Source organism: Pseudoalteromonas aurantia (assembly GCF_005886875.1).
GTDB lineage: Bacteria > Pseudomonadota > Gammaproteobacteria > Enterobacterales > Alteromonadaceae > Pseudoalteromonas > Pseudoalteromonas aurantia_A.
This window is the reverse complement of record NZ_PNBY01000011.1, coordinates 1-21,063: the sequence shown is the minus strand read 5'-3', so window position 1 is coordinate 21,063 and position 21,063 is coordinate 1. Positions and strand designations below refer to the sequence as shown.

17 protein-coding genes and 1 pseudogene are annotated in these 21,063 nt (G+C 42.0%); 7 read left to right on the top strand and 11 right to left on the bottom strand.

The genetic code is table 11. The annotated features are described in order from the left end of the window. Nucleotides 1-38 precede the first annotated feature (38 nt). Entirely contained in the window at nt 39-1,133 is a 1,095-nt protein-coding gene (locus tag CWC18_RS02315) for an NAD(P)/FAD-dependent oxidoreductase (RefSeq protein WP_138590154.1), read from the top strand. Here CWC18_RS02315 and CWC18_RS02310 read toward each other — a convergent pair. From CWC18_RS02310 to CWC18_RS02295, 4 genes are all read right to left on the bottom strand, one after another. Continuing rightward, entirely contained in the window at nt 1,128-1,658 is a 531-nt protein-coding gene (locus CWC18_RS02310; RefSeq protein WP_249930071.1) for a DUF4124 domain-containing protein, read from the bottom strand. The genes CWC18_RS02315 and CWC18_RS02310 overlap by 6 nt on opposite strands. A 120-nt stretch (nt 1,659-1,778) precedes the next feature. After that, nucleotides 1,779-2,519, bottom strand: coding sequence for a phosphoadenylyl-sulfate reductase (locus tag CWC18_RS02305; protein ID WP_138590156.1), 741 nt, complete (start codon nt 2,517-2,519; stop codon nt 1,779-1,781). Between the two features lie 46 nt (nt 2,520-2,565). Beyond that, on the bottom strand, nt 2,566-4,278 hold the full coding sequence (cysI, locus tag CWC18_RS02300) for an assimilatory sulfite reductase (NADPH) hemoprotein subunit (RefSeq protein ID WP_138590158.1): 1,713 nt from the start codon (nt 4,276-4,278) through the stop codon (nt 2,566-2,568). A 74-nt stretch (nt 4,279-4,352) separates the two neighbouring features. Next, nucleotides 4,353-6,167: an assimilatory sulfite reductase (NADPH) flavoprotein subunit gene (locus CWC18_RS02295; protein WP_138590160.1), complete on the bottom strand. Its 1,815-nt coding sequence runs from the start codon at nt 6,165-6,167 to the stop codon at nt 4,353-4,355. Between the two features lie 292 nt (nt 6,168-6,459). On the opposite strand from CWC18_RS02295, the gene CWC18_RS02290 reads away from it, so the two are divergent. Continuing rightward, on the top strand, nt 6,460-8,097 hold the full coding sequence (locus CWC18_RS02290; protein ID WP_138590162.1) for an endonuclease: 1,638 nt from the start codon (nt 6,460-6,462) through the stop codon (nt 8,095-8,097). Nucleotides 8,098-8,187: 90 nt separating this feature from the next. On the opposite strand, the gene CWC18_RS02285 is transcribed toward CWC18_RS02290, so the two are convergent. Both CWC18_RS02285 and CWC18_RS02280 read right to left on the bottom strand, forming a co-directional pair. Beyond that, a complete protein-coding gene (locus CWC18_RS02285; RefSeq protein WP_138674627.1) occupies nt 8,188-9,354 on the bottom strand; it encodes a DUF3103 family protein in 1,167 nt (388 codons plus the stop codon). 222 nt (nt 9,355-9,576) lie between these two features. Next, nucleotides 9,577-9,954 carry a hypothetical protein gene (locus tag CWC18_RS02280; protein ID WP_138590166.1) on the bottom strand — a complete coding sequence of 126 codons (378 nt, stop codon included), beginning with the start codon at nt 9,952-9,954 and terminating at the stop codon, nt 9,577-9,579. A 443-nt stretch (nt 9,955-10,397) separates the two neighbouring features. On the opposite strand from CWC18_RS02280, the gene CWC18_RS02275 reads away from it, so the two are divergent. The 3 genes from CWC18_RS02275 to CWC18_RS02265 all read left to right on the top strand — a co-directional run bounded on the left by CWC18_RS02275 (nt 10,398) and on the right by CWC18_RS02265 (nt 13,144). After that, on the top strand, nt 10,398-11,015 hold the full coding sequence (locus tag CWC18_RS02275) for an endonuclease (protein WP_138590168.1): 618 nt from the start codon (nt 10,398-10,400) through the stop codon (nt 11,013-11,015). Between the two features lie 105 nt (nt 11,016-11,120). Continuing rightward, nucleotides 11,121-12,746, top strand: a complete 1,626-nt coding sequence (locus CWC18_RS02270; RefSeq protein WP_138674626.1) for a S41 family peptidase — start codon at nt 11,121-11,123, stop codon at nt 12,744-12,746. Further along, on the top strand, nt 12,746-13,144 hold the full coding sequence (locus tag CWC18_RS02265; protein ID WP_138590172.1) for a hypothetical protein: 399 nt from the start codon (nt 12,746-12,748) through the stop codon (nt 13,142-13,144). Before CWC18_RS02270 ends, CWC18_RS02265 begins: the two co-directional genes overlap by 1 nt. On the opposite strand, the pseudogene CWC18_RS02260 reads toward CWC18_RS02265, so the two are convergent. Then, a pseudogene (locus CWC18_RS02260) lies at nt 13,126-14,003 on the bottom strand (LysR family transcriptional regulator). The gene CWC18_RS02265 and the pseudogene CWC18_RS02260 sit on opposite strands and share 19 nt — an antisense overlap. A gap of 111 nt (nt 14,004-14,114) precedes the next feature. Here CWC18_RS02260 and CWC18_RS02255 point away from each other — a divergent pair. Beyond that, on the top strand, nt 14,115-14,807 hold the full coding sequence (locus tag CWC18_RS02255; protein WP_138590174.1) for a 4'-phosphopantetheinyl transferase family protein: 693 nt from the start codon (nt 14,115-14,117) through the stop codon (nt 14,805-14,807). A 60-nt stretch (nt 14,808-14,867) separates the two neighbouring features. On the opposite strand, the gene CWC18_RS02250 is transcribed toward CWC18_RS02255, so the two are convergent. The 4 genes from CWC18_RS02250 to CWC18_RS02235 form a co-directional block, all read right to left on the bottom strand. Then, nucleotides 14,868-15,920 carry an OmpA family protein gene (locus tag CWC18_RS02250; protein ID WP_138674633.1) on the bottom strand — a complete coding sequence of 351 codons (1,053 nt, stop codon included), beginning with the start codon at nt 15,918-15,920 and terminating at the stop codon, nt 14,868-14,870. 116 nt (nt 15,921-16,036) lie between these two features. Then, nucleotides 16,037-17,818 carry an ABC transporter ATP-binding protein gene (locus CWC18_RS02245; RefSeq protein WP_138674625.1) on the bottom strand — a complete coding sequence of 594 codons (1,782 nt, stop codon included), beginning with the start codon at nt 17,816-17,818 and terminating at the stop codon, nt 16,037-16,039. Nucleotides 17,819-17,833: 15 nt separating this feature from the next. Then, nucleotides 17,834-19,270: a protein adenylyltransferase SelO gene (locus CWC18_RS02240; protein WP_138674624.1), complete on the bottom strand. Its 1,437-nt coding sequence runs from the start codon at nt 19,268-19,270 to the stop codon at nt 17,834-17,836. 2 nt (nt 19,271-19,272) lie between these two features. Further along, entirely contained in the window at nt 19,273-19,968 is a 696-nt protein-coding gene (locus CWC18_RS02235) for a DNA-3-methyladenine glycosylase I (protein WP_138590180.1), read from the bottom strand. Between the two features lie 73 nt (nt 19,969-20,041). Between CWC18_RS02235 and CWC18_RS02230 the strand changes: the two genes are divergently transcribed. Then, a complete protein-coding gene (locus CWC18_RS02230; RefSeq protein WP_138674623.1) occupies nt 20,042-20,797 on the top strand; it encodes a substrate-binding periplasmic protein in 756 nt (251 codons plus the stop codon). Nucleotides 20,798-21,063 lie beyond the last annotated feature (266 nt).

Below are 21,063 nucleotides of genomic sequence, written 5' to 3'. Positions count from 1 at the left end.
GATTAATGAATGCTTAAGCCGTGCTATGGGAAGACGCTATGGAAAAGTTAGACACCGTCGTTGTGGGGGCTGGGGTCGTTGGTATGGCGATTGCTGCTAAGTACAGTGAAAATCAAGACGTATTACTCATTGAACAAAACGCGCAATTTGGTGAACACAGTAGCAGTAGAAACAGTGAGGTTATCCATGCGGGTCTTTACTACCCTACTGACACTTTAAAGGCACAACTCTGTGTGAGGGGAAAAGCCTTGCTATATCAGCATTGCGATAAATACCATGTGCCCTACCTGAAAATAGGTAAAATACTGACTGCAAAAACCGCCGGTGAGGCCGAAACACTGTACCAAATCGAATGCCAAGCCCAACTAAATGGTGTGACAGACTTAAAGCGCGTCTCTCATTCACATATTCAGCATTACGCACCAGAAATACAGGCTACTGAAGCCCTCTACTCCCCTTCCACAGGGATCATAGATAGCCATCAATTTATGCGCTCATTACTAACAAAACTTGAGCAAAACCAAGGACACTATGTCGCCAACACCCAGTTTTTAGGTGCACAGCGGGTGCAAGACGGCTACATTGTTGAATTAAACTGTGATGGCGAACCTTTCCAGTTACAATGTCGTAATTTAATCAATGCTGGGGGCTTATTTGCACAGCGTAATGCCGCGCTGATAGAGGGTATAGATGCGTCTTTTATTCCTGAACTTCATTATTGTCGAGGGCAATATTTTAGCTACCAAGGGCAGCATCCATTTACACATTTAGTCTATCCTGTGCCTGAACAACATGGGTTAGGTATTCACGCCACTCTAGACCTTGCTGGACAGCTTCGATTTGGCCCTGACACACAATTTATATCTTCGCTTAATTATCATATAGATGACCACGAGAAAAATAAGTTTGTACACGCCATTAAACAGTATTGGCCAGCACTTGATGAGGCGAAACTACAGAGTGCTTATGCGGGAATTAGAGCCAAAACCTCCCTTTCTGGTACGCAAGACTTTACGATTCAGACATCTGATACCCACGGTTGTCAGGGTTTAATAAACCTCTTTGGCATAGAGTCTCCAGGACTAACGGCCAGCCTCGCTATCGCTGAGTACATACATCCTCTTGCCCTATGATCCTCCCCCAACCGCCTCATCAATCGTTTTAGCCCTATCGTCCATTAGTTTTTGGACATTTTTAGCATCTTCCATGAGCTTTTTAACTGCACTCGGGTTAAGTGCAGACGGTATGCCTTGCCCAGACTCGCCAACACTTTTGTTGGTCGCCAGCGTCTGTAAAATAGCAGTATCCTCAGCAGCCATCATCGTCACCTTACTTGGGTCTAATGTATGTTGCTGGCTATCACCATTGGCATTGGGCTTGTCAGAATAAATCCAATTGCCTTGCGCGTCACGCCATTTATAAATAACAGGCTGCGCTTGGACTGAGCCTTGCTCATCCACTAATGCGCGCGCCTCAGCTACGGATTTCTCAATTGCCCACTTAGATTGACTCAACACATCACCAGTACCGGCCTCAATTTTATTGATAACATTATCTACGCTGAGCCAAGTCTTGCCGTCTGGTCGTTTCAGCACAAACAAAGATCCTACACCAATCAGCATGATCATAATCATCATATAGGTTGCAGCTTTCATCATTCACTCCTTCGTGTACTTCTGTCATTTTAGTCCTTAACACTGCATCATACACAGAGGATGAACATAAAAAAAGCACAACAAAAGTTGTGCTTGTAAAGGGTATCTGACACTGGAGAACGGTTAAATACCGTCACCGTCAATATGTAAGCCACATTCACGGTTCAATCCAAAAAAACGTGTTTCTTCTTCCGTCATACCTGGTTCAAGTTTGCGAGTGGTATGCACATCGCCCATCGATACATAACCTTGCTCCCAAAGTGGGTGATAAGGTAAGTCATGCTTAGTCAAATATTGATAAACATCGCGGTTATTCCACTCAATAATAGGATAAACCTTGACCGTACCACGGCTAATTTCCACTATTTTCTTGTCAGCACGTGTCGAGGACTGATCTCTACGCAGGCCACTAAACCATGTACCTACCTGATGCTCTTTTAACGCTCTGGTCATCGGCTCTACTTTATTAAGCGTGTTATATTGCTTAATTCCTTCTTCACCAAGTTCCCATAACTTACCATATTTGGCTTCTTGCCATGCAGGACTAAAATTAGAGCGATACACCTGCAAATTTAAGCTTAACCGTTCCGTTAAGTAATCAACAAACTGATATGTTTCAGGAAAAAGATAGCCAGTATCAGTGAGTACCACAGGAATATCTGCTTTTTCTTGCGTTACCAAATGCAGCATTACCGCGGCTTGAATACCAAAGCTAGACGATAAAAATGCATTGGTCGGCAAATTTTCTAAAGCCCAAGCCACCCGCTGTTGCGGTGTCATTGGCAACAGTAAATCATTTGCTTGTGCTAATAAATGACGCTGCTCATCGCCACTTAACTGTAATATATTTTTATAGTCACTCATGCTTATTCCTAAAGTTGGCAGGTTGCCCTGCCAATATCCCATTTGTTTAAGCGTGGAAGTCTGTTTTTGAGACTTTTACTTCAGACACAACGCCTTTGCGGATCACAAAGTCCCCAAAGCATTCATCTTGCTCACGCTCATTTACCCACTGACCGATTAAGGTATCTAGGGCAGGTAAATACACATCTTCGCCTACATTTTCTAAATACAACTTCGGAACACGAGTTCCTTGTTTGTTACCACCTAAATACACATTGTATTTACCTGGGCCTTTTCCGACTAAACCAACTTCAGCTAATAGCGCGCGGCCACAGCCATTCGGGCAACCCACGACACGTAATATGATGCTGTCATTTGCCACTTCATGCTTTATCAGCAATTGCTCAACTTTAGTAACTAAATCAGGTAAATAACGTTCAGCTTCAGCCATCGCAAGTGGACATGTTGGTAATGACACACACGCCATAGAGTTTTTACGTTGCTCCGTATCTGCATCGTCAATCAAACCATGTTCACGGGCTATTTTTTCAATTTCCGTTTTTTGCTCAGTCGGTACACCCGCAACAATCAAGTTTTGATTCGCCGTCATACGGAAGTCACCTTGGTGAATTTCAGCTATCTTGCGGCACCCCGTTTTTAGCGCTTTATCTGGGTAATCTAAAATACGGCCATTTTGAATGAATAGGGTGAGATGATGTTTACCATCAATACCTTCAACCCAGCCGATGCGGTCGCCGCGATGCGTGAATTCATAAGGTCGGCTATCGGCAAACTTAACACCCGCGCGTTTTTCGACTTCAGCTTTAAACTCATCAATGCCAAAGGTATCTAGGGTATATTTCGTCTTCGCATTTTTACGATTAACACGGTTACCCCAATCACGTTGTACCGATACAACGTGCTCAGCAATCTGAAGTGTATGCTCTAACGGAATAAAGCCAAAATCATCGGCTTTACGAGGATAAGTATTCACATCACCGTGCGTCATAGCTAGGCCACCGCCTACTAACACATTAAAACCAATGAGCTTTCCGCCTTCCTCAATCGCCACAAAGTTCAAATCATTAGCATGCACATCTACCTCGTTATTCGGTGGAATGGTCACTGTTGTTTTAAACTTACGCGGTAAATAAGTAGATCCTAAAATTGGCTCGATATCCGTAGTGTCTTTACGCTCACCATTTAACCAAATTTCTAAATAAGCACGTGTTTTTGGCAGTAAGTGCTCTGAAATCTTTGCTGCCCACTCGTAAGCTTCTTGGTGAAGCGCTGACTCTACAGGGTTAGTGGTACACAGCACATTACGGTTAACGTCACCGGCAGTTGCAATTGAGTCAATGCCTACATCATGTAGCGTGAGGTGCATTTCTTTAATATTTGGCTTTAATACGCCATGAAACTGAAACGTTTGACGCGTCGTTAAACGAATACTGCCATACATGGTTTTGTCACCCGCAAACTTATCTACTGCGAGCCACTGCTCTGGCTTGATAATACCGCCAGGCATACGCGCTCTAAGCATCACATTATGCAACGGCTCTAGCTTTTGCTTAGTCCGCTCTGGACGAATATCACGGTCGTCTTGCTGATACATACCGTGGAAACGGATCAATTGGAAGTTATCTGCTGTAAAACCACCGGTCAGTGGATCAGATAAGTCTTCAGTGATTGTGCCGCGTAAATGATTACTTTGTGTTTTTAAACGCTCGTTATCTGCAAACTTAACGTTTTGATCATGCTTACTATTGGGCTTGCTCATTGATGAATTCCTAAATACTTTACTTTGACGGTATACCCTACGCGCATCGCAGGGTATATAAGCACACGCACCGATTAATAGACGTCTTTTTGGTAGCGGTTTGCACTACGCAACTCTTTTAGATATAACTCTGCCTGCTCATCATCTTTACCACCATGTGCTTTAACAATATCCACAAGGGCTTGATGAACATCTTTGGCCATGCGGTTCGCATCGCCACACACATAAAAATGTGCCCCTTTTTCTAGCCAAGCAAACACCGCCGCGCCTTTTTCACGCAATCGGTCTTGTACATAAATCTTCTCAGCTTGGTCACGACTAAATGCTAAATCGATGTGGGTTAACAATCCTGATTTTACATAGCCTTGTAATTCCACTTGATACAGGAAATCTTGAGTGAAGTTAGGGTTACCAAAAAACAACCAGTTTTCACCTTGCGCTTCTCGCGCATCTCGCTCTTGTAAAAAAGCTCTAAATGGCGCAATACCCGTGCCAGGACCCACCATAATAACAGGCGTTGCATCATCGCTCGGCAAACGGAAGTTGTCATTATGCTCGCTAAAGACCTTTACGCTGACCCCTTCTTCCGCTCTTTGCGCTAAATACCCAGAGCAGCCACCAAAGTGCTGTTCACCAAACGCTTCAAATTCAACTAAACCCACCGTTAAGTGTACTTCTTCTTCCACTTCTGCTTGGCTTGAGGCGATTGAATACAAACGCGCTTGTAGCTTACGGCAGCTATCAGCTAAGGCTTGTGCCGTAATATTGGCCGGATTTTGTAAAATAATATCAAATACCTGACGTGCTTCGATATATTCACGCATTGCCGCTTTATCTTCCACCAGTGCCAACAATTGTGCATTATTCGCAGCTTGGCCATACTTCTCTACAAAGCTTGGGTATGACTGTGTCAGCTCAAGCTTTTCGATTAATGCAGTACGAATATCAAGCGTTTCTTTACCGAGTATCACTTGTTCATCGGCTGTGATATTTAACGCAGCCAATACTGCTTCAACTTGTTCTTCATCATTTAAGAAATAGACACCCAATGAATCACCCGGTGTATAAGTAATATCTGAACCTTCTAATGAAATTTCTACATGGCGTACATCTTTACTAGAGTCACGGCCAGTAATTTTTTGCACGATGGATAACTCAGCTGCAAATGGGTTTTGCTTTGTATATTGACTGGCTGCTGCAACGGGTGCACCAAATGGCATGCTGACTACATTTGCACCTGCACTTTGCTGTGCTTTTAATTGCGGTTCAAAAACATCCAACGCGCCAGTGATCCACGCTTGCGCTTCATCTTCATAATCGACGTCTAAATCAGCTCGTGGATACGCTATTTCAGCACCTAACTTTACCAATCGTTCTTCAAAATCAATGGCTGTCTGGCAAAAGAATTCGTAGCTTGAATCACCTAGGCCAATCACTGCTACTTGGGTACCGTCTAATTTAGGGGCTTTTTTACCCGCAATAAATTCATATAATGATTCAGCATCCTCTGGAGGCTCGCCCTCACCATAAGTGGAGACCGCCACCACCAAAAACTTTTCTTTTTTCAGAGCCGACGTTTTATAATCAGACATACTGATAAGCTTAACTGTTAAGCCTCTCGATTCCGCTTGCTCTTTTAACTGGTTAGCAACACCCTTTGCGTTACCCGTTTGCGAGCCATATAAAATAGTTAACGGTGCAGCATCGCCAGCAGGTACAGCCGGTTGACCTACAGTGCCACTTAATGCCGCGGTGTTTGCATTGGCAGCCAAATAACCACTTACCCATGCTTGTTGAATCGGGTTTAGTTCCGCAACTAAACCTTGTAGCTTTTGCACTTGCTCTTGTGTAAGCGGGCTTGCCGCAGCACTAAGTTGACTTAACAACATTGAAAATTCCCCGTAACCCTAAAAGATTGTTCTTCTACAACGCCCTTACAGGACGTAAGGATTTATAAGTTGAAAGCATACGCATCTCTGGCACTAAGAAAAAGACGAAGATCTGCTTTGTTATTCCATTTAGTTATTGATAGAGAGAAAATCCAACAAAAACAGCTTAAAAGAATTGTTTTAAATTTAACAACTCTAAAGTTAACATATACCCAACAAGCTCTGTATAAAAAATGATCTTGTTTAACTTTAATAAAACAATAATTCTTTAAACAAAAAATAGAGAAAAATAATGAAACACGGGAATAAAGCAGCACGAACTATCGTAGTGGCCACGCTCGGATTAACAATACATAGTCACGCTATTGCACAGGTAGCGAACGGCAACTTCGAGTCTTGGCAACAAGGTAAACCTACACAGTGGAGTACCATTGATGGTGGCATCACAGTAGCCAAAAACACCGCCACAGTTAAAAGTGGTATGTCATCCGCTCAAATAACAGTAAACACAGCAGCACAAAGTAATACAGACCTATTACAATCCATCTCGGTTCAAGCTGGACAAACTTATGATTTTAATACGTGGGTGTACCATACAGAAGGCAAGGTTAAAGCACGACTGATCGTCGATGGCTACCAAAATTACTCTGATCCTTACATCACACAGCAATGGCAACAAATCAGTCACCAATATACTGCAAGCACCAATAAAATAATTAACGTCGGGTTGCGCTTTTACGATGTGAGTGGCTTTGATGGTAGTGAAGTCGTTTATCTTGATAACTTTCAACCGTCAGATCCACTTCCGCCCACCACACCACCGCCGACTTCATGTACTAAAAACCCCGTAACATTCAAACTAACTACAGATAAATACGCCAGTGAAACCAGTTGGCAGCTTAATACTGACCAAGGAAATACCATAGCCAGCGGCGCTGACTTTTCGAACAACACAACGCACGTAGAAACACTGTGCGTTGCCGATGGAACATACAGCTTTGTTATTTTTGACAGTTATGGTGATGGTATTTGTTGCGAATTTGGCAACGGATCATATTTATTGACGCATAATAATCAAACTATCGCACAAGGTTCTTCATTTACGAATCAAAAAACTCATCGCTTTACCTTAGGCAGTGATGGTGGCGATAATGGCGGTGGTACTCCGGGTGATTATTACGCATCAGCGATGGGGCTAACCGGGTATGCGCTCAAAACACAATTGCATAACATCATCAAAGCACATAACTCTCAGGGTTACAGTGCCATTTGGCAATTTATCGACCGTTCTGAACGTGATATTTATTTTGAAAACGATAATTCCGTTCTAGATAGGTATTCAGAAAAACCAAGCTCAACTGACGACTACAATTTTGTGGCTGTATCAGATCAATGTGGTGCATACCGTGGAGAAAGCGACTGCTACAACCGTGAACACTCTTTCCCTAAAAGTTGGTTTGGTGGCAAGGTTGAGCCAATGAACTCTGATATTCATCATATTTTTGCAAGTGACGGATTCGTCAACTCAAAACGGAGTAACTTTCCATTCGGTGAAGTCAGCTCAGCCAGCTTTACGTCAACAAATGGCAGCCGAGTAGGATCACCGGTCAGCACGCTAAATTATAATGGTACGGTATTCGAGCCAATCGATGAATTCAAAGGAGACTTTGCGCGTGTATACTTTTATATGGCAACACGCTATGAAAGTAGCATTGGCAATTGGCAGAATAATACCACCTATAGTAACGCAGTATTAGATGGTAGTAGCGCTCGTGTTTTTGAACCTTGGGTAATCGCCATGTTACTGCGTTGGCATCAACTTGATCCTGTTGACGCTTTAGAAAAAGCAAGAAACCAAGCTGCCTATGAGTTTCAAGGCAATCGTAACCCTTACGTTGATCACCCCGAATTTGTTTCCCAAATTTGGTAGTAAATAGGGTGCAGACTTTAATAACCTGCACCCTTAATAAAAAAAACGGCCTAGTCCATTAGGCCGTAACCGACTTAACGGGGAACTCTATTATCTTGGGTTAATATCCAGTGGCTTTATCGTTACCTTTGCATTACCACTTGCACCCATGTAATTAGTATAATTCTGACCTTCAAATAACGTATAAAACACATCAACATAATCATCATCATTACTAAACCAATGGGCAGGCATCGCCTTGATCAATTGATTCGTTAATTGTGGAATAATCGCATAACCTTGTACATTCGGATCGGGGATCGCGCGCATGGCTTGTGTCACAATATCTAAAAAAGTCGTCGCTAAGGTTTGATAATTGGTATTATCATCTTGCTCCATGAGTAATACATCCGCCGCTTGCCAACGATAACGGTTCCAGTGGATCAAGGTTTGGTTTGGCGTATAGTCACGTCCGTCACTGTCAAGATACGGCATATCAACAATATCAAGTATTGGTTCATCCCTCGTTGGGCTAACACCGGTTACTACGGCGTACACTTCTGCATTACCTAGTATCCAAGGTTCTTTATCATCATTCAGTCGAATACGCTGTAAGTTACTTGTAGATAACACCTCAGTCTCATTTACAGATGATTCAATTGCTTGATTAGCACTTGGTTGCCGGCCTTGTGCAAATATATTACGCATGATAGCAAAGCCTTCTCGTGCGCTTTTTCGTGTATCGACTTCCACAATGAGCACCGGCTGTGATGGCATTGTGTGTGCATCTAATAACTGAATATTGCCATCCTGGTCGTACGCTTCAATATAAAACCATGACGCATCATCACCTTTGGGTGCAAATGCAATCAAAGGTTGTTCACCCTTACCCCAACGCTCTAACATGGCGCTGTCAGCCAACCTCAGCTGATAAATTGCATTATTGCTAACATTTAAACCCTTCAGCATTCTCGTATAGCTTGATGCAACATTCACTTGTTCTGCTGCACGGCCTGACATTAAGCTTGCTTCTAACGGAACTGCTAAACGCTGAGCACTCATCATTGTTTGTAGCTGAGGCGAAAGTATTTGTATCTGACCCGCGACGGTTTTTGCTACTTGTTTTTTTATATCAACAACTTGATACTCTTCTGAGGAGAATATATCCAACTCATTAAATGTCTCTGTTACTCGCTCTTGCTGCACTGATTGTGCATGAGCATGTACACCCGCTACCGTGATTAAGGTGGGGAGTATTATTCTTTTTAGTAATTTCATCTTCCTATCCTGTAAGTTATCCGCGTGTATTGAATACAGAAGATAAAACTTACAACAAAAAAGATCAACAAATTTAATTTAAAATTAACAATAAAGAACGTAAGAATAAAAAACAAAAAATTAAATTAATTTTAAATCATATAGTTAAAATAGAACTTTTAATACAAAGTTAATAGAGTTAAAGGTCTAGCAAGGAGCTAAACCTACTCGGATGACACGTCGTTATTCAATTGGGTAAAGTGTGATCTCCATCCCTGCGCCAATAGCAGAAATACGTAACAGCGTATCCGCATGTAATGCTTGTGAATAGCATTTGGGTGAAGTACCTGAATGAAAACCTATATCAAAGGTACGCTTCGAACAAGATAACCATTGTTTCAATCCAGCTTTAGAACAAGATTCTATCAATTCACATAAATGATTAATTGCTTTATCTGGGCTCGTCACGTCAGTATTGGCTTCAATTCTTGCTAATTGACGATATTCGTCTTTGTCATAATGCAAAATCATGGCATTCTTTTTCAAATCATTAATTAATGCGCTTATGTCATGTTTAGATTCTAACTCGAGGTCTACATTTAAGAACTGAATGTCTGACATGTTTTCTGATTTACCTTATGTAATATGATGATGAACGTAGCTTCATAGTAAAGTGTAACCAAGTAACACCATGCTGGCTATAACAAACTCACACTGCGACAATTTAACGCAGTAACAGCTTACAGAATAGGGAGAAACTGCTCCTCTTTTATACTTAAACTCACATAGTCATGAACAAACGCTGGTTTTAACCCGTACGCAAAGTACATAAATGGTTAGGATACCAACACCAAATTCAAATACTTGATGGGGTAATGGTGGTCACAGTCCCCCTAATGACCTCAATAACCAGCTACTCATTAGTTTTGTCTCGTTTGGTGTATTATCTTGCCTTCAGGAATACTGTTACAATCTCCCCCATAGCGTAAAAGAAAAAAAGCAATCAACTGCTATAACCTTTATTGATATAATTGCATTTCTGATGTCCACATACTGTGAGAGAAATGCACTTTATTATTGTGTTATATGCAGCTTTATTGACTTTGCCTAGCTATGCAAAAGAGTTTAACAGCTTTTACCAAGCCAAGAGATACCTCACAAAAACCATAACGAAAAACCAACGAACACTTTATTGTGGCTGTAAAATTATAAAAACAGGCAAAAAGCTCCGCCCCGATGCTCGCTCTTGTGGGTATGTTCCTCGTCGCCCAGTAACCCATGCAGGTAAAATAAATAGCAGAACAACGCGTATTGAGTGGGAACATATTGTCTCTGCTTGGGAGTTTGGTCATCAACTACAATGCTGGCAACATGGCGGCCGAAAAAACTGCAGAAAAACCAGCCCATTATTTAGGAAAATGGAAGCGGACGTACGTAACCTTGCACCGGCAATAGGTGAAATAAACGGCGACCGATCAAACTATCGCTTTGGACTCTTACCGCATACTCCATTGCAACACGGACAATGCCAAGTGAGAATCAATTTTAAAAAACGCATCATTCATCCACCTAAATCAGCCCGAAAAGACATAGCTCAAGCCTATTTTCACATGAGAGACACATATCAGCTGAAAATTTCCGCAAAGCAGACCAAGCTTTTCAATTATTGGTTATCTCTTTAAACTAAAATGTAATGGCTTACCAGCAGGCTAATATAGTTGCTATTGCGCATATTAGTTGCTAATTTCTATACATGTAGCCGTTCATATCCATTAGAGGAATTGTCAATGTTCACTCGTACTACCTCACCTATCACCTCAATATTAGGTATTTCAATAATATTATTAACCGGATGTGGTGGAGGTAGTGGCAGTAGTACAAACACAAGCAATAATGCAACAAATGATGCAACACCACCTGATACTACTTGGCAAGCTGCCCAGTTTCAGCCAGCAGAGACTTTTGCAAATTATTGCGCCAACCCTCGAACAGGCTTGGACCCTTTTGAAAACATGGCTTACCCAGACAAACAAGGCAGTGTCGCGCATGAAAAAATGTGGCTACGTTCTTTAACCCATGAAACATATCTATGGTATGACGAAGTTGAAGACACTAACCCAAGTGACGCTGAGAGTGTAGCGCAATACTTTAATGTTTTAAAAACCTTCCAAACGACACCATCTGGGAATAAAAAAGACAACTTTCATTTCACCCAAAGCTACGAAGATTATAAAAAAGAATCACAGTCAGGTGTATCATCAGGGTTTGGCGTCCGCTGGTCGACAATTAGTAGTACACCACCAAGAGTATATCGAGTCGCATATACACAAGATAATTCACCGGCAGAAATTGCAGGATTTAAACGCGGTGACACAATCACTGCCATTAATGGGGTGAGTATTAACTCAAGTGATACAGAAGCACTCTTGCAGGGTTTAAATCCAACAAGTGGCAGTACCCATACATTTACGCTCGCACGTGAAGGCCAACCTGACCCCGTAGTCGCTACCGTCACAGCGGGCGATATAGTACTAACACCAGTGCAAAACGCACAAACATTTAATGTAAACGGTAAAACGGTCGGCTATGTGCAATTTAATCAATTCATTAGTGCTGGGCAAAGCGGCCTTATCACTGCGTTTAAGCAATTTCAAAGTGCAGGAGCAGAGGCCTTAGTACTCGATATGCGTTATAATGGTGGCGGATTGGTAGAGATGGCAGCCCAACTAGGCTATATGATCGCAGGACCCAGTAATACAGATACACAGACGAGCAGCCCCAAAGTATTTAGTCAGACGATATACAATGACAAGTTGTCGGCGAACAACCGAAATGTCACGTTTAGAAACCAAGAAATTAATTGGGATACCCTGCAATATACCGATACTATTTTACCGAGTACCAGTTTAAACACCGTATACATTCTCAGTACCGAAAACACTTGCTCTGCCAGTGAGCTCATCATTAATGGATTGCGCGGCATTGATTTAAATGTGGTTTTAATTGGAACTCCAACCTGCGGCAAACCTTATGGTTTTTCACCTGCCCCAAACTGTGGTCAAGTCTATTACACCATTCAGTTCACCAGTGCTAACGCAAAGAACTTTGGGGCGTATTCCGACGGATTTACCCCGGTTGACGCTGCAGGGAATTCGGGTGAGCTCGGCCTAACAAGTAATGTTAGCGGCTGCGCTGTCAATGATGACTTCGCTCATGCGCTTGGGGATCCTCAAGAAGGACAATTAAAAGCAGCACTTGAGCATATTAAGACCGGAAACTGCCCCGAGGTCGTGCAAAGTCGCCCCTCAAATTATGAAATATCAGATTACATCAGCGTGGGAGTTGCCCTAAAAATTCCGCAAAATTCCGCAAACAATGGCACACTATTTATTGATATTGAAGAGCCAAACTGATGCGCAAATCACAACGCAAAATATGGCTAATAAGCATACTATTTTTTAGTGTTGGGTGTGAGCAAACAGCGCCACCCGCACCGATTCTTGCAACTATAAAACATCCAACGGCAATGATGAAAGCGGAACTACAAAGTGCCATCGTACAATTAAAAGGCGGCGTTGCTCCTCGCCTAGCTGACAATGTTTTTTCAACTAATAGTGCGTTATTGATAGAGCAAACTTCAAACCTTGCAGGTCCCTTAGAAAGCCCCATTTATGTTACAAATAAAGAAAGTGTCGCTCGATTCGAGCTACAAAAACGGGGCGACTTATGTGTTTTGTACTTTCCCAAAACACAAAACTACGTGCCATTAGAGCATGTTAAGTGTCGCCCTACTTATCCCGCTGAAAAGTAGTGTTTGAATACCAGATATAACGCTTTTACCCTAGCTGTACGGTGGACTGAGACATGGGTAACGAGCCAGAAGTCTAGCTGCTAATATAACTCATTTCCCAGTATTGGCTGCATATTAGTAGTGCACTTGGCTAAAGCATACTGCATGCCACCAATGCCCAACCCATGGTATATTGCGCTTGTAGTCTCGGCTGTCTCTGAGACCCTCACACATAGTTGTTTTGAGTCGATAGATTTATCTATCCCTGAGAAATACGGCGCCGTTTCATTAAAGCCAGTTGCACCTCCTAAAAAATAGTGATTTGGCAATTCTGCAACAGAGTTTGACAGGCCATACCGAGCCACATACTCATCTGATGCATACAAGCCCGCTCGGCGCGATCAAAGTGGCTGCACCACATAATCAGAGTCTATCGGCTTTACTCAGGCCCGGATCGCAAAGTGAGCTTGCCCATGTTCTAATCGCAACTTCTGTTGTTTTAAGATGATTTCGAGCTGAACATACGGATGTTATTGGAATAACAAACACGTACAACTTAACATTACCATTGCCCCGCTCACCATTTTAAATAACAAGCGTCCCTGTAATGTGCTATCGGCGGCGATGATTGAATGTTGCAGTTGCCCCAGTACATCATCAATTCCCTTCCCAACCTGCAATAATTTATCACCGGCCTCTGTGACTTTAATAGCCACGAGCATGGCGGTGAAATAACGGTGTATTTAACTGTTACTCCAATTGCTCAACACGCCTGAGCACTATGCTATGGTAAATATTCAATATCTTTACCGCTGCAGTCAAAGTGCTTTGCTACGAAGTAAGCAATATGACTATCTTGCCAATCTCCAATTTTATCCATTCTCTCGACCACTATTCATTTAATCACCAAATATGATACATTCTCATGCACTTTGTTGCGATATCACACTGAAAAATATCAGTGTCCATTAATTTAGGAACATTATTCGATATGGATACCCTATGTAGTTATCCTCAGGACCTAACTTTTACACCACAACTCCCTTACGCCTTTTACAGCTGTGCCTTTACTAATGAGTATTATACTGACAGCCAATTTACAACGCATAAAATCGATTTTCCAGCCAAACTGAATAACGCAGTCACCAAGCGTAAAGCTGAGTTTTTAGCGGGTCGTATCTGCGCCAAACATGCCTTGCAGCGCATTAATATTGAAGGTGTCCAAATTCTCAGTGGGGAAGATCGCGCGCCAATATGGCCTGAAGGTGTTAAAGGCAGTATTACTCATACCCAAGGTATTGCCATTGCAATGTGCGCTCGCGATACAGAGCTCAAAGGTCTTGGTATTGACGTTGAACGCTTTATGGGTGATGAACAAGAACAAAAGTTACAAAAGCAAATATTACACCCAGAAGAAAATAGCACTTTTAGTTCGCTCTCATTAACTATCGCAAACCCGCTAACACTGATTTTTTCTGCCAAAGAAAGTATTTATAAAGCACTGTATTCAAGTGTCGGTAAATTTTTTGGATTCGATGCGGTTAAGCTCATTAATTTTACAAGCAATAAACTGAACTTTGTGATTGTCGAGCAACTATCAACTCAGCTCCCAGTGGGTAAACAAATCACAGTGCGATATCAATTGAGCAAGCATTTAGTATTTACTGAGTGCGAATATAAATAAAAGACCACAACAAAAAAACCAGCCTACAAGAGGCTGATTTTTATAAAGGTAAATCGATTACTAATTACGTTTTACTTTTACACGTTCAGTAACAGCGATTGTCGCTTCTACGCGGCGGTTTTCAGCATGTGCGGCTAACGTATTAGCCGTATTAAGCAGTCGTTCTTCACCATACCCAACCGTTGAAATACGCTGAGTATCTATCCCTTTCTGAATCAATTCTTTCGCAACTTTATCTGCACGCTTTTTAGATAGCCACTGATTATATTTTGCTTCACCAACCATCGATGCATGGCCTTCTAATACAACTGACGCATCACTATGTTGTTGTAAGAAAGTAACAACGTCCTCTATATCGCTTAAATAATCTGACGATACCGCAGAGTTATTATGAGGGAAACGGACCAACAGTTTTACGGTTGCATCTTTTTTAACATATTTAGTACAACCGTATGCATCAACCGCATCCGCAATTGGCGTATCCGCACATTTATCTCGCGGGTCTAACACGCCGTCTTTATCCGAATCTTTTGCTTGCGCTATGGGCGCTGGAGTAGGTGCTGGTGCTGGCTCTACCTTTGCAGCCGGCTTCGCAGTGCCAAAGAAGTAGTTTATGCCCAATTTGGCCCCAACATCAATATAACTACGCTCAAGACCTTGATAGATTGATGTTTCAGCATTGACAAATAAATGATCATTAAAGTGATGACGGTAACCCGCACCGATATTAGCAAACGTATTACTTTCAAATGCCTCTATAGACTTGAAACCAAACAAACCATAAAATGGACCACCGTCAAAATGATATAGTCCGTCAATACCATAGCGTTCACCGTCTTGAGAACCAGAGCCAGCGCCGGATAAATCAAAATCCATATCAGCATACTCTAAGCGCGCACTCCAATAATCATTGAAGCGATAGCCTAACTCGGCCCCCCAGCCTGAAGAGTTATCTACGTCAACACCACCCACGGCAGCGCCACGTGTATTTTCCCAACTAGCGTCGTAATAATCACCAAATACACCCAAATGTATTCCTTCTTTTTGCTCCCCTGCGTGTGCTGTAGATGCGGCAGCTATTGCAATTGCTAAACTAATCAATTTAAGTTTCATCATTTCTTCCCATATATCATTACTGTGAGCGCAGATCGCCCCTGAATTTGGCTTTATAATAATAGAATATTTCTTAATCTGTACTTAACATTTAAAGATAATTTTATCCTAGTTATTTAGCCCAATTGCCGACCAAATAACGTACTGTACAATCCAGTTTCACGTGACAAAGCTTGATGATTGCCTGATTGTGATACAGTGCCATCATCTAACACATATATAAGATCGGCTTGCTGTATCGCACTCAATCTATGAGCAATAATGAGCGTCGTTCGTTTTGATAGAAATGCTTGTAAGTTTTGATGCACTTTGCGCTCTGTCTCTATATCCAAAGCTGAAGTTGCTTCATCTAAAATAACGACTTTGGGGTCTGCTAACACCATTCGTGCGATTGCTAAACGCTGCTTTTGACCACCTGACAAACGTACACCATTGCGGCCTACTTTTGCTTCAAGTTGCTCTTCTAATGCATCGATGGTATCAGCCAATTCAGCCACTTTTAGCGCTTGCCACATTTGCGCCTCAGTGTGTTCTTTACCCATGGTGAGGTTTTCTCGAACTGTCGCATTAAACAAAATAGGTTGCTGTAGCACGGTTGCGACGTGTTCTCGCACCGTATGATAACCAACGTCTTCTATCGCAGTGCCTGCAATATAAATTTGCCCTGACTGCTTTTCATAAAGCCCTAATAACAGCTGCACCAATGTAGACTTTCCTCCACCTGATACCGCGACGACAGCCACTTTTTTACCCGCTGGAATATCGAGAGAAACATCATTTAACACAGATTGGTCTTTGTGATAGCCAAAGTTTACATTTTCAAAGCGAATATCAATGCTATGTTGTACAAATACCGTCGATGTTTTTTCTGGTGCTGCACGTTCTGTTTCAAAAGCAAATACTTGATTTAGCCTCTGTAACGCCGCAGAGGCCCCATAATAAGCATACTGAATACCCAATAACTCTTGCACTGGACCCATCATAAACCACAAGTAACCAAACACAGCAAAGATCTGACCAACCGTTAAATCAGCAAACACCACCATGAGCATGGCGATTGCTCTAAACACCTCGAAGCCCAGTAAAAATACGGTAAAGCTCAACCGGCTAACCGCATCCGTCTTCCACTGCGACTGAATGGCATAATGCTTAAGGTCTCCAGCAGCCTCTTTAACCTGAGAAAAATATGCCCCTTCACGGCGTACCGCTTTAAGCTGCGCTATCGCATCCAAGGTTTCGACCAAAGATGCTTGAAACGCCTCAAAAGCTGCATTTTCATCTTTCTTTAAATGTTTGATTCTTTTTCCAAACTGCCGAGAAAAATAAATGACAGCGGGATTCAATAATAAAATGATGAGACCCAAAGTAAAGTCAATCCAAAATAACACAATAGCAGTACCAATAATGGTCAGTAACCCAATTAAAAACCGTGACAAAGTCTGGCTAATAAAGGTGTCTAAGGTTTCAACATCGGTAATACATCGTGAACTGATCGCCCCAGCACCTTGTGTCTCATACTCCTTTAACTGAACCTCAGGAAGATGGTTTAATAGTCGCTCTCGAATTTTTAAACTGATGTCTTTACCAATAAAAGTAAATTGACGGGATTGCAACACACCGAGCACTAATGCTCCGAGGCGCATAAACATCACTCCCACTAATACCACAATGATATAAGCACTAGGTTCTTGCCAATATACGGGCAAAAATTGATTTAAAAAATCGATCGCTGCGCCTGGATGACCGAGTAATACCTCATCCACAAGTAAGGGCATCATTAATGGGATCGGCACACTGATCAATGCGGCAAAAAAGGCAATAATATGTGCAATGAACAATGATTTTTTATGTGCTAGAACTTGTTGTTTAATGTCTTGCCAACTCAGAAACTGTGCCATATACATCCTATTCGATTAGGTACCACAAAAAGTATGGTAATTGATGCCCGAAGAAAGCGGTTCAACAAACTCACTCGAGGGCTGTTCGTAGTTGTAAGGGTTGTTCAAAACGCCTAACCATTGTGTCAATAATTGACTGCTTCCACTCTCTGTGAACTGATCAATCACCTGCTCAACCAACTGATTGCGGGGTATAACAGCAGGGTTTGCAAAACGCATAACTTTTGTAATTTTAGTAAGATCACTGTCAACAATGCGCAATTGCCATTTTTTATACCATCCCTCTATCGCTTCAGGCACCCTAAACAAATCACTCGATGCAGCTAAAAGAGAATTTGTCAGCGCCGCAAAAGTATTAGTGTAGTCGAGCTTATGTTCATTCATTAACACCAATAACTCAGATAAAAGTTCACTATCTGACTCATTCCACTCTAAAATACCTAGTTTGCTTGCCCACATGGCTTGGTAAGCCTGATTAAACTTATCTGAAAACATACCAATGGCAGTCGTTAGCATATTTAACGCAGCGTCCCCTTCTGACTCCATAATCGTCAATAATGACTCAGCTAAACGTGCACAATTCCAATTTGCGATATTTGGTTGATTACCAAACGCATAGCGCCCCTGTCTATCTATTGAGCTATACACTTGGTTAAAGTCAAAAGCCTCTAACATCGCACACGGGCCGTAATCAATGGTGTCACCACTCACTAAAGTGTTGTCGGTATTCATCACGCCGTGAATAAAGCCGACTCTTAACCAATGAATCACTAACTCAATCTGCTTTTCGCATACCGCAGTCAAAAACGCCACAACACGCGCATCCCCTGTTTCTGTAATATCGGGGTAATGGGACGTAATGGCATGCTCCATTAGGTTTTGCATACCCTGCTTATCATCTTTCAATGCCAAGTACTGAAATGAGCCAACTCGAATATGACTATTAGCCACTCGACTAACCACTGCGCCAGCAACGGTCTGCTCTCTAAACACAGAGTCTCCCGTGGTCACAACCGCCAAGCTCTGTGTTGTTGGTACACCTAGAGCAGCAATGGCTTGGCTCATTACAAACTCTCTTACCGCAGGGCCCAGAGCACATAGCCCATCACCTCCTCGAGAAAAGGGTGTTCTGCCAGAACCTTTTAACTGAATATCTACCAGCTGACCTTGAGGATCGCTAAACGCCCCCAGTAAATGTGCTCGTCCGTCTCCTAAAGTAGGATTAAAGTGTCCGAATTGATGGCCTGAATAAGCCAAGGCAACAGGCGATACGCCAAGGGGGAGTGTATTACCACTGAGTAATTCCGACGCATCGTTTTGACTCACTGGTATGGCAAGCTTCTTTGCTAAATCCTCATTCCACAACAACAGAGAGGGTGCCGAACTCTTACGGGGTTTACTGACTGGTGCAAATTCTTTGCTAATGTCATCATACCTATTTAAGAATGTCATGATTATTCCCCTGTCTCTGGAAGCAGGTTATCGCCAACACTATAAGCCACCAATTGGCTCAAAGCATGTAATGACCAGTTACTTTGCTCAACCAATTCGTTAAAAAAATCCTGTGCAGCTTGTAATGACCTTTTACTTTGCAGCCCCCCTTCGATGATCTCATGAGCACGTAAATATGCCTCTACGTCTCGACTCAACAAAAAAGTGTCTTTTCCCATCGCCCTCAACGCAAAGGGCCCTGTATTTCCGCCCAATCTTGCACCGTTCTTTTTTAAATATGCCCATAAGCCAATAATATTATCTGAAGGCCACTGTGCAACAAACTCGGAAAATGAGCCTGTGGACTGCTGCACGTCATAAATCATGTAGCAATTCTCAGGGATGGTCTGTACTTTCTTATAATTACGTACAATACGTTCATCCGCCGCTTTTTGTTCTAATACTTCTGGCGACATCATCAATAGTTTAGCAATATTAAAATCCCAAAATACTTCTCGAAAACCCGGCCATTTTGCATTAATAACAGACCAGTAGAAGCCACTTTGAAAAACCTTTCGTGTAAACTCTTCTAACCACACATCATCCGATATGGTGCTTAACTCAGCGGCCGATAACGGGTTACCAATTAATGACATTAATATTTTTTCTGAGCCTTTACGTGCTGAAGCTCTTGCGTAAATATCCGAAAATGTTTCCATTTTTATACGTGATCCTATTTCGAAATCTATGATGATTATCTATATTTAGAATAAAGCGTTGATGAGCCACTCTATGAAATTTATATTTAGTCTGATTTTACTGTTAAGTGTCAATGTACAGAGTAAGCCCCTTGCCAAACGAGTTCATATTACCACAGGCCAGTGGCCACCATATATTGATCAATCAAAAGAACATCAAGGATGCGTTGCTTCTTTGATCAAAGATGTCTTCGCATTGTATGGCATTGAGACCCGCTTTGTATTTATGCCTTGGGAGCGTGCTTATCAAGATGGTATGAAATCAGAATTTATCGGCAGTGCATACTGGTATTTTAGTGAACAACGTAGTGAGGACTACATTTATACCAAACACGCTATCACACAAGAGGTTAGTCGCTTTTATCACTTAAAAAGTTTACCATTAAAATACCATACATATACAGATTTAAAACCCTATACATTGCTACTTAATAAAGGGCTCACTTACCCTGATGACTTGCTCACCTCGATTAAAAATCACAATATCAAAACCATTGAAGCAACCTATACAAATAAAAACTTTCCGCTCATTTTACTCAAACGTGCCGATGTGATGATCATGAATGAAAACACAGCAAAAGTGTACAAGCACTCATTATCAGCGTCTCAAAGAGCAATACTCGCTTCACAAAAAAAACCAGCCTATGTAAAACAAGGTTTTTTATTAATCAATAAACAGCATAAGCAATATGCAAAACTATTTAACAAAGGTTTATATGCCTTATTGGAAGATGAGGAGTATGTGAGTCAGTACGAAAAGCACTGCTCTAAAGTTACAGCACTCCCCTAAATAACTTATCATAATTGTCAGCTAATTAAAGTATGAGTATTATAGATCCTGACCTACGTCAGGAGGACAGATGTGTGATACCAACCTGCTTAAGAAAGTTAGAAAGATGTGCTCAAGAGATTGGGTAAAATTGACCTAATCTTTATGCAGATTGGTACGAGACTCGTCTCCCTGAACTGGTTTCAGGGTCGATCGCTTTTCAGGGTCCATGGCTTTTCACTGCCTTTTCATCCCAAATTCCTTTTTCTAAACCCCAAAAAGCAAAA

Excerpts from the sequence above, each read along its gene's own strand:
- CWC18_RS02230 (WP_138674623.1), top strand. The coding sequence starts at position 20,042 with ATGAAATTTATATTTAGTCTGATTTTACTGTTAAGTGTCAATGTACAG.
- CWC18_RS02245 (WP_138674625.1), bottom strand. The coding sequence starts at position 17,818 with ATGGCACAGTTTCTGAGTTGGCAAGACATTAAACAACAAGTTCTAGCA.
- CWC18_RS02250 (WP_138674633.1), bottom strand. The coding sequence starts at position 15,920 with ATGAAACTTAAATTGATTAGTTTAGCAATTGCAATAGCTGCCGCATCT.
- CWC18_RS02280 (WP_138590166.1), bottom strand. The coding sequence starts at position 9,954 with ATGTCAGACATTCAGTTCTTAAATGTAGACCTCGAGTTAGAATCTAAA.
- CWC18_RS02310 (WP_249930071.1), bottom strand. The coding sequence starts at position 1,658 with ATGATGAAAGCTGCAACCTATATGATGATTATGATCATGCTGATTGGT.
- CWC18_RS02305 (WP_138590156.1), bottom strand. The coding sequence starts at position 2,519 with ATGAGTGACTATAAAAATATATTACAGTTAAGTGGCGATGAGCAGCGT.
- CWC18_RS02270 (WP_138674626.1), top strand. The coding sequence starts at position 11,121 with ATGTTCACTCGTACTACCTCACCTATCACCTCAATATTAGGTATTTCA.
- CWC18_RS02255 (WP_138590174.1), top strand. The coding sequence starts at position 14,115 with ATGGATACCCTATGTAGTTATCCTCAGGACCTAACTTTTACACCACAA.
- CWC18_RS02275 (WP_138590168.1), top strand. The coding sequence starts at position 10,398 with ATGCACTTTATTATTGTGTTATATGCAGCTTTATTGACTTTGCCTAGC.
- cysI (WP_138590158.1), bottom strand. The coding sequence starts at position 4,278 with ATGAGCAAGCCCAATAGTAAGCATGATCAAAACGTTAAGTTTGCAGAT.
- CWC18_RS02240 (WP_138674624.1), bottom strand. The coding sequence starts at position 19,270 with ATGACATTCTTAAATAGGTATGATGACATTAGCAAAGAATTTGCACCA.
- CWC18_RS02265 (WP_138590172.1), top strand. The coding sequence starts at position 12,746 with ATGCGCAAATCACAACGCAAAATATGGCTAATAAGCATACTATTTTTT.
- CWC18_RS02235 (WP_138590180.1), bottom strand. The coding sequence starts at position 19,968 with ATGGAAACATTTTCGGATATTTACGCAAGAGCTTCAGCACGTAAAGGC.
- CWC18_RS02285 (WP_138674627.1), bottom strand. The coding sequence starts at position 9,354 with ATGAAATTACTAAAAAGAATAATACTCCCCACCTTAATCACGGTAGCG.
- CWC18_RS02290 (WP_138590162.1), top strand. The coding sequence starts at position 6,460 with ATGAAACACGGGAATAAAGCAGCACGAACTATCGTAGTGGCCACGCTC.
- CWC18_RS02295 (WP_138590160.1), bottom strand. The coding sequence starts at position 6,167 with ATGTTGTTAAGTCAACTTAGTGCTGCGGCAAGCCCGCTTACACAAGAG.
- CWC18_RS02315 (WP_138590154.1), top strand. The coding sequence starts at position 39 with ATGGAAAAGTTAGACACCGTCGTTGTGGGGGCTGGGGTCGTTGGTATG.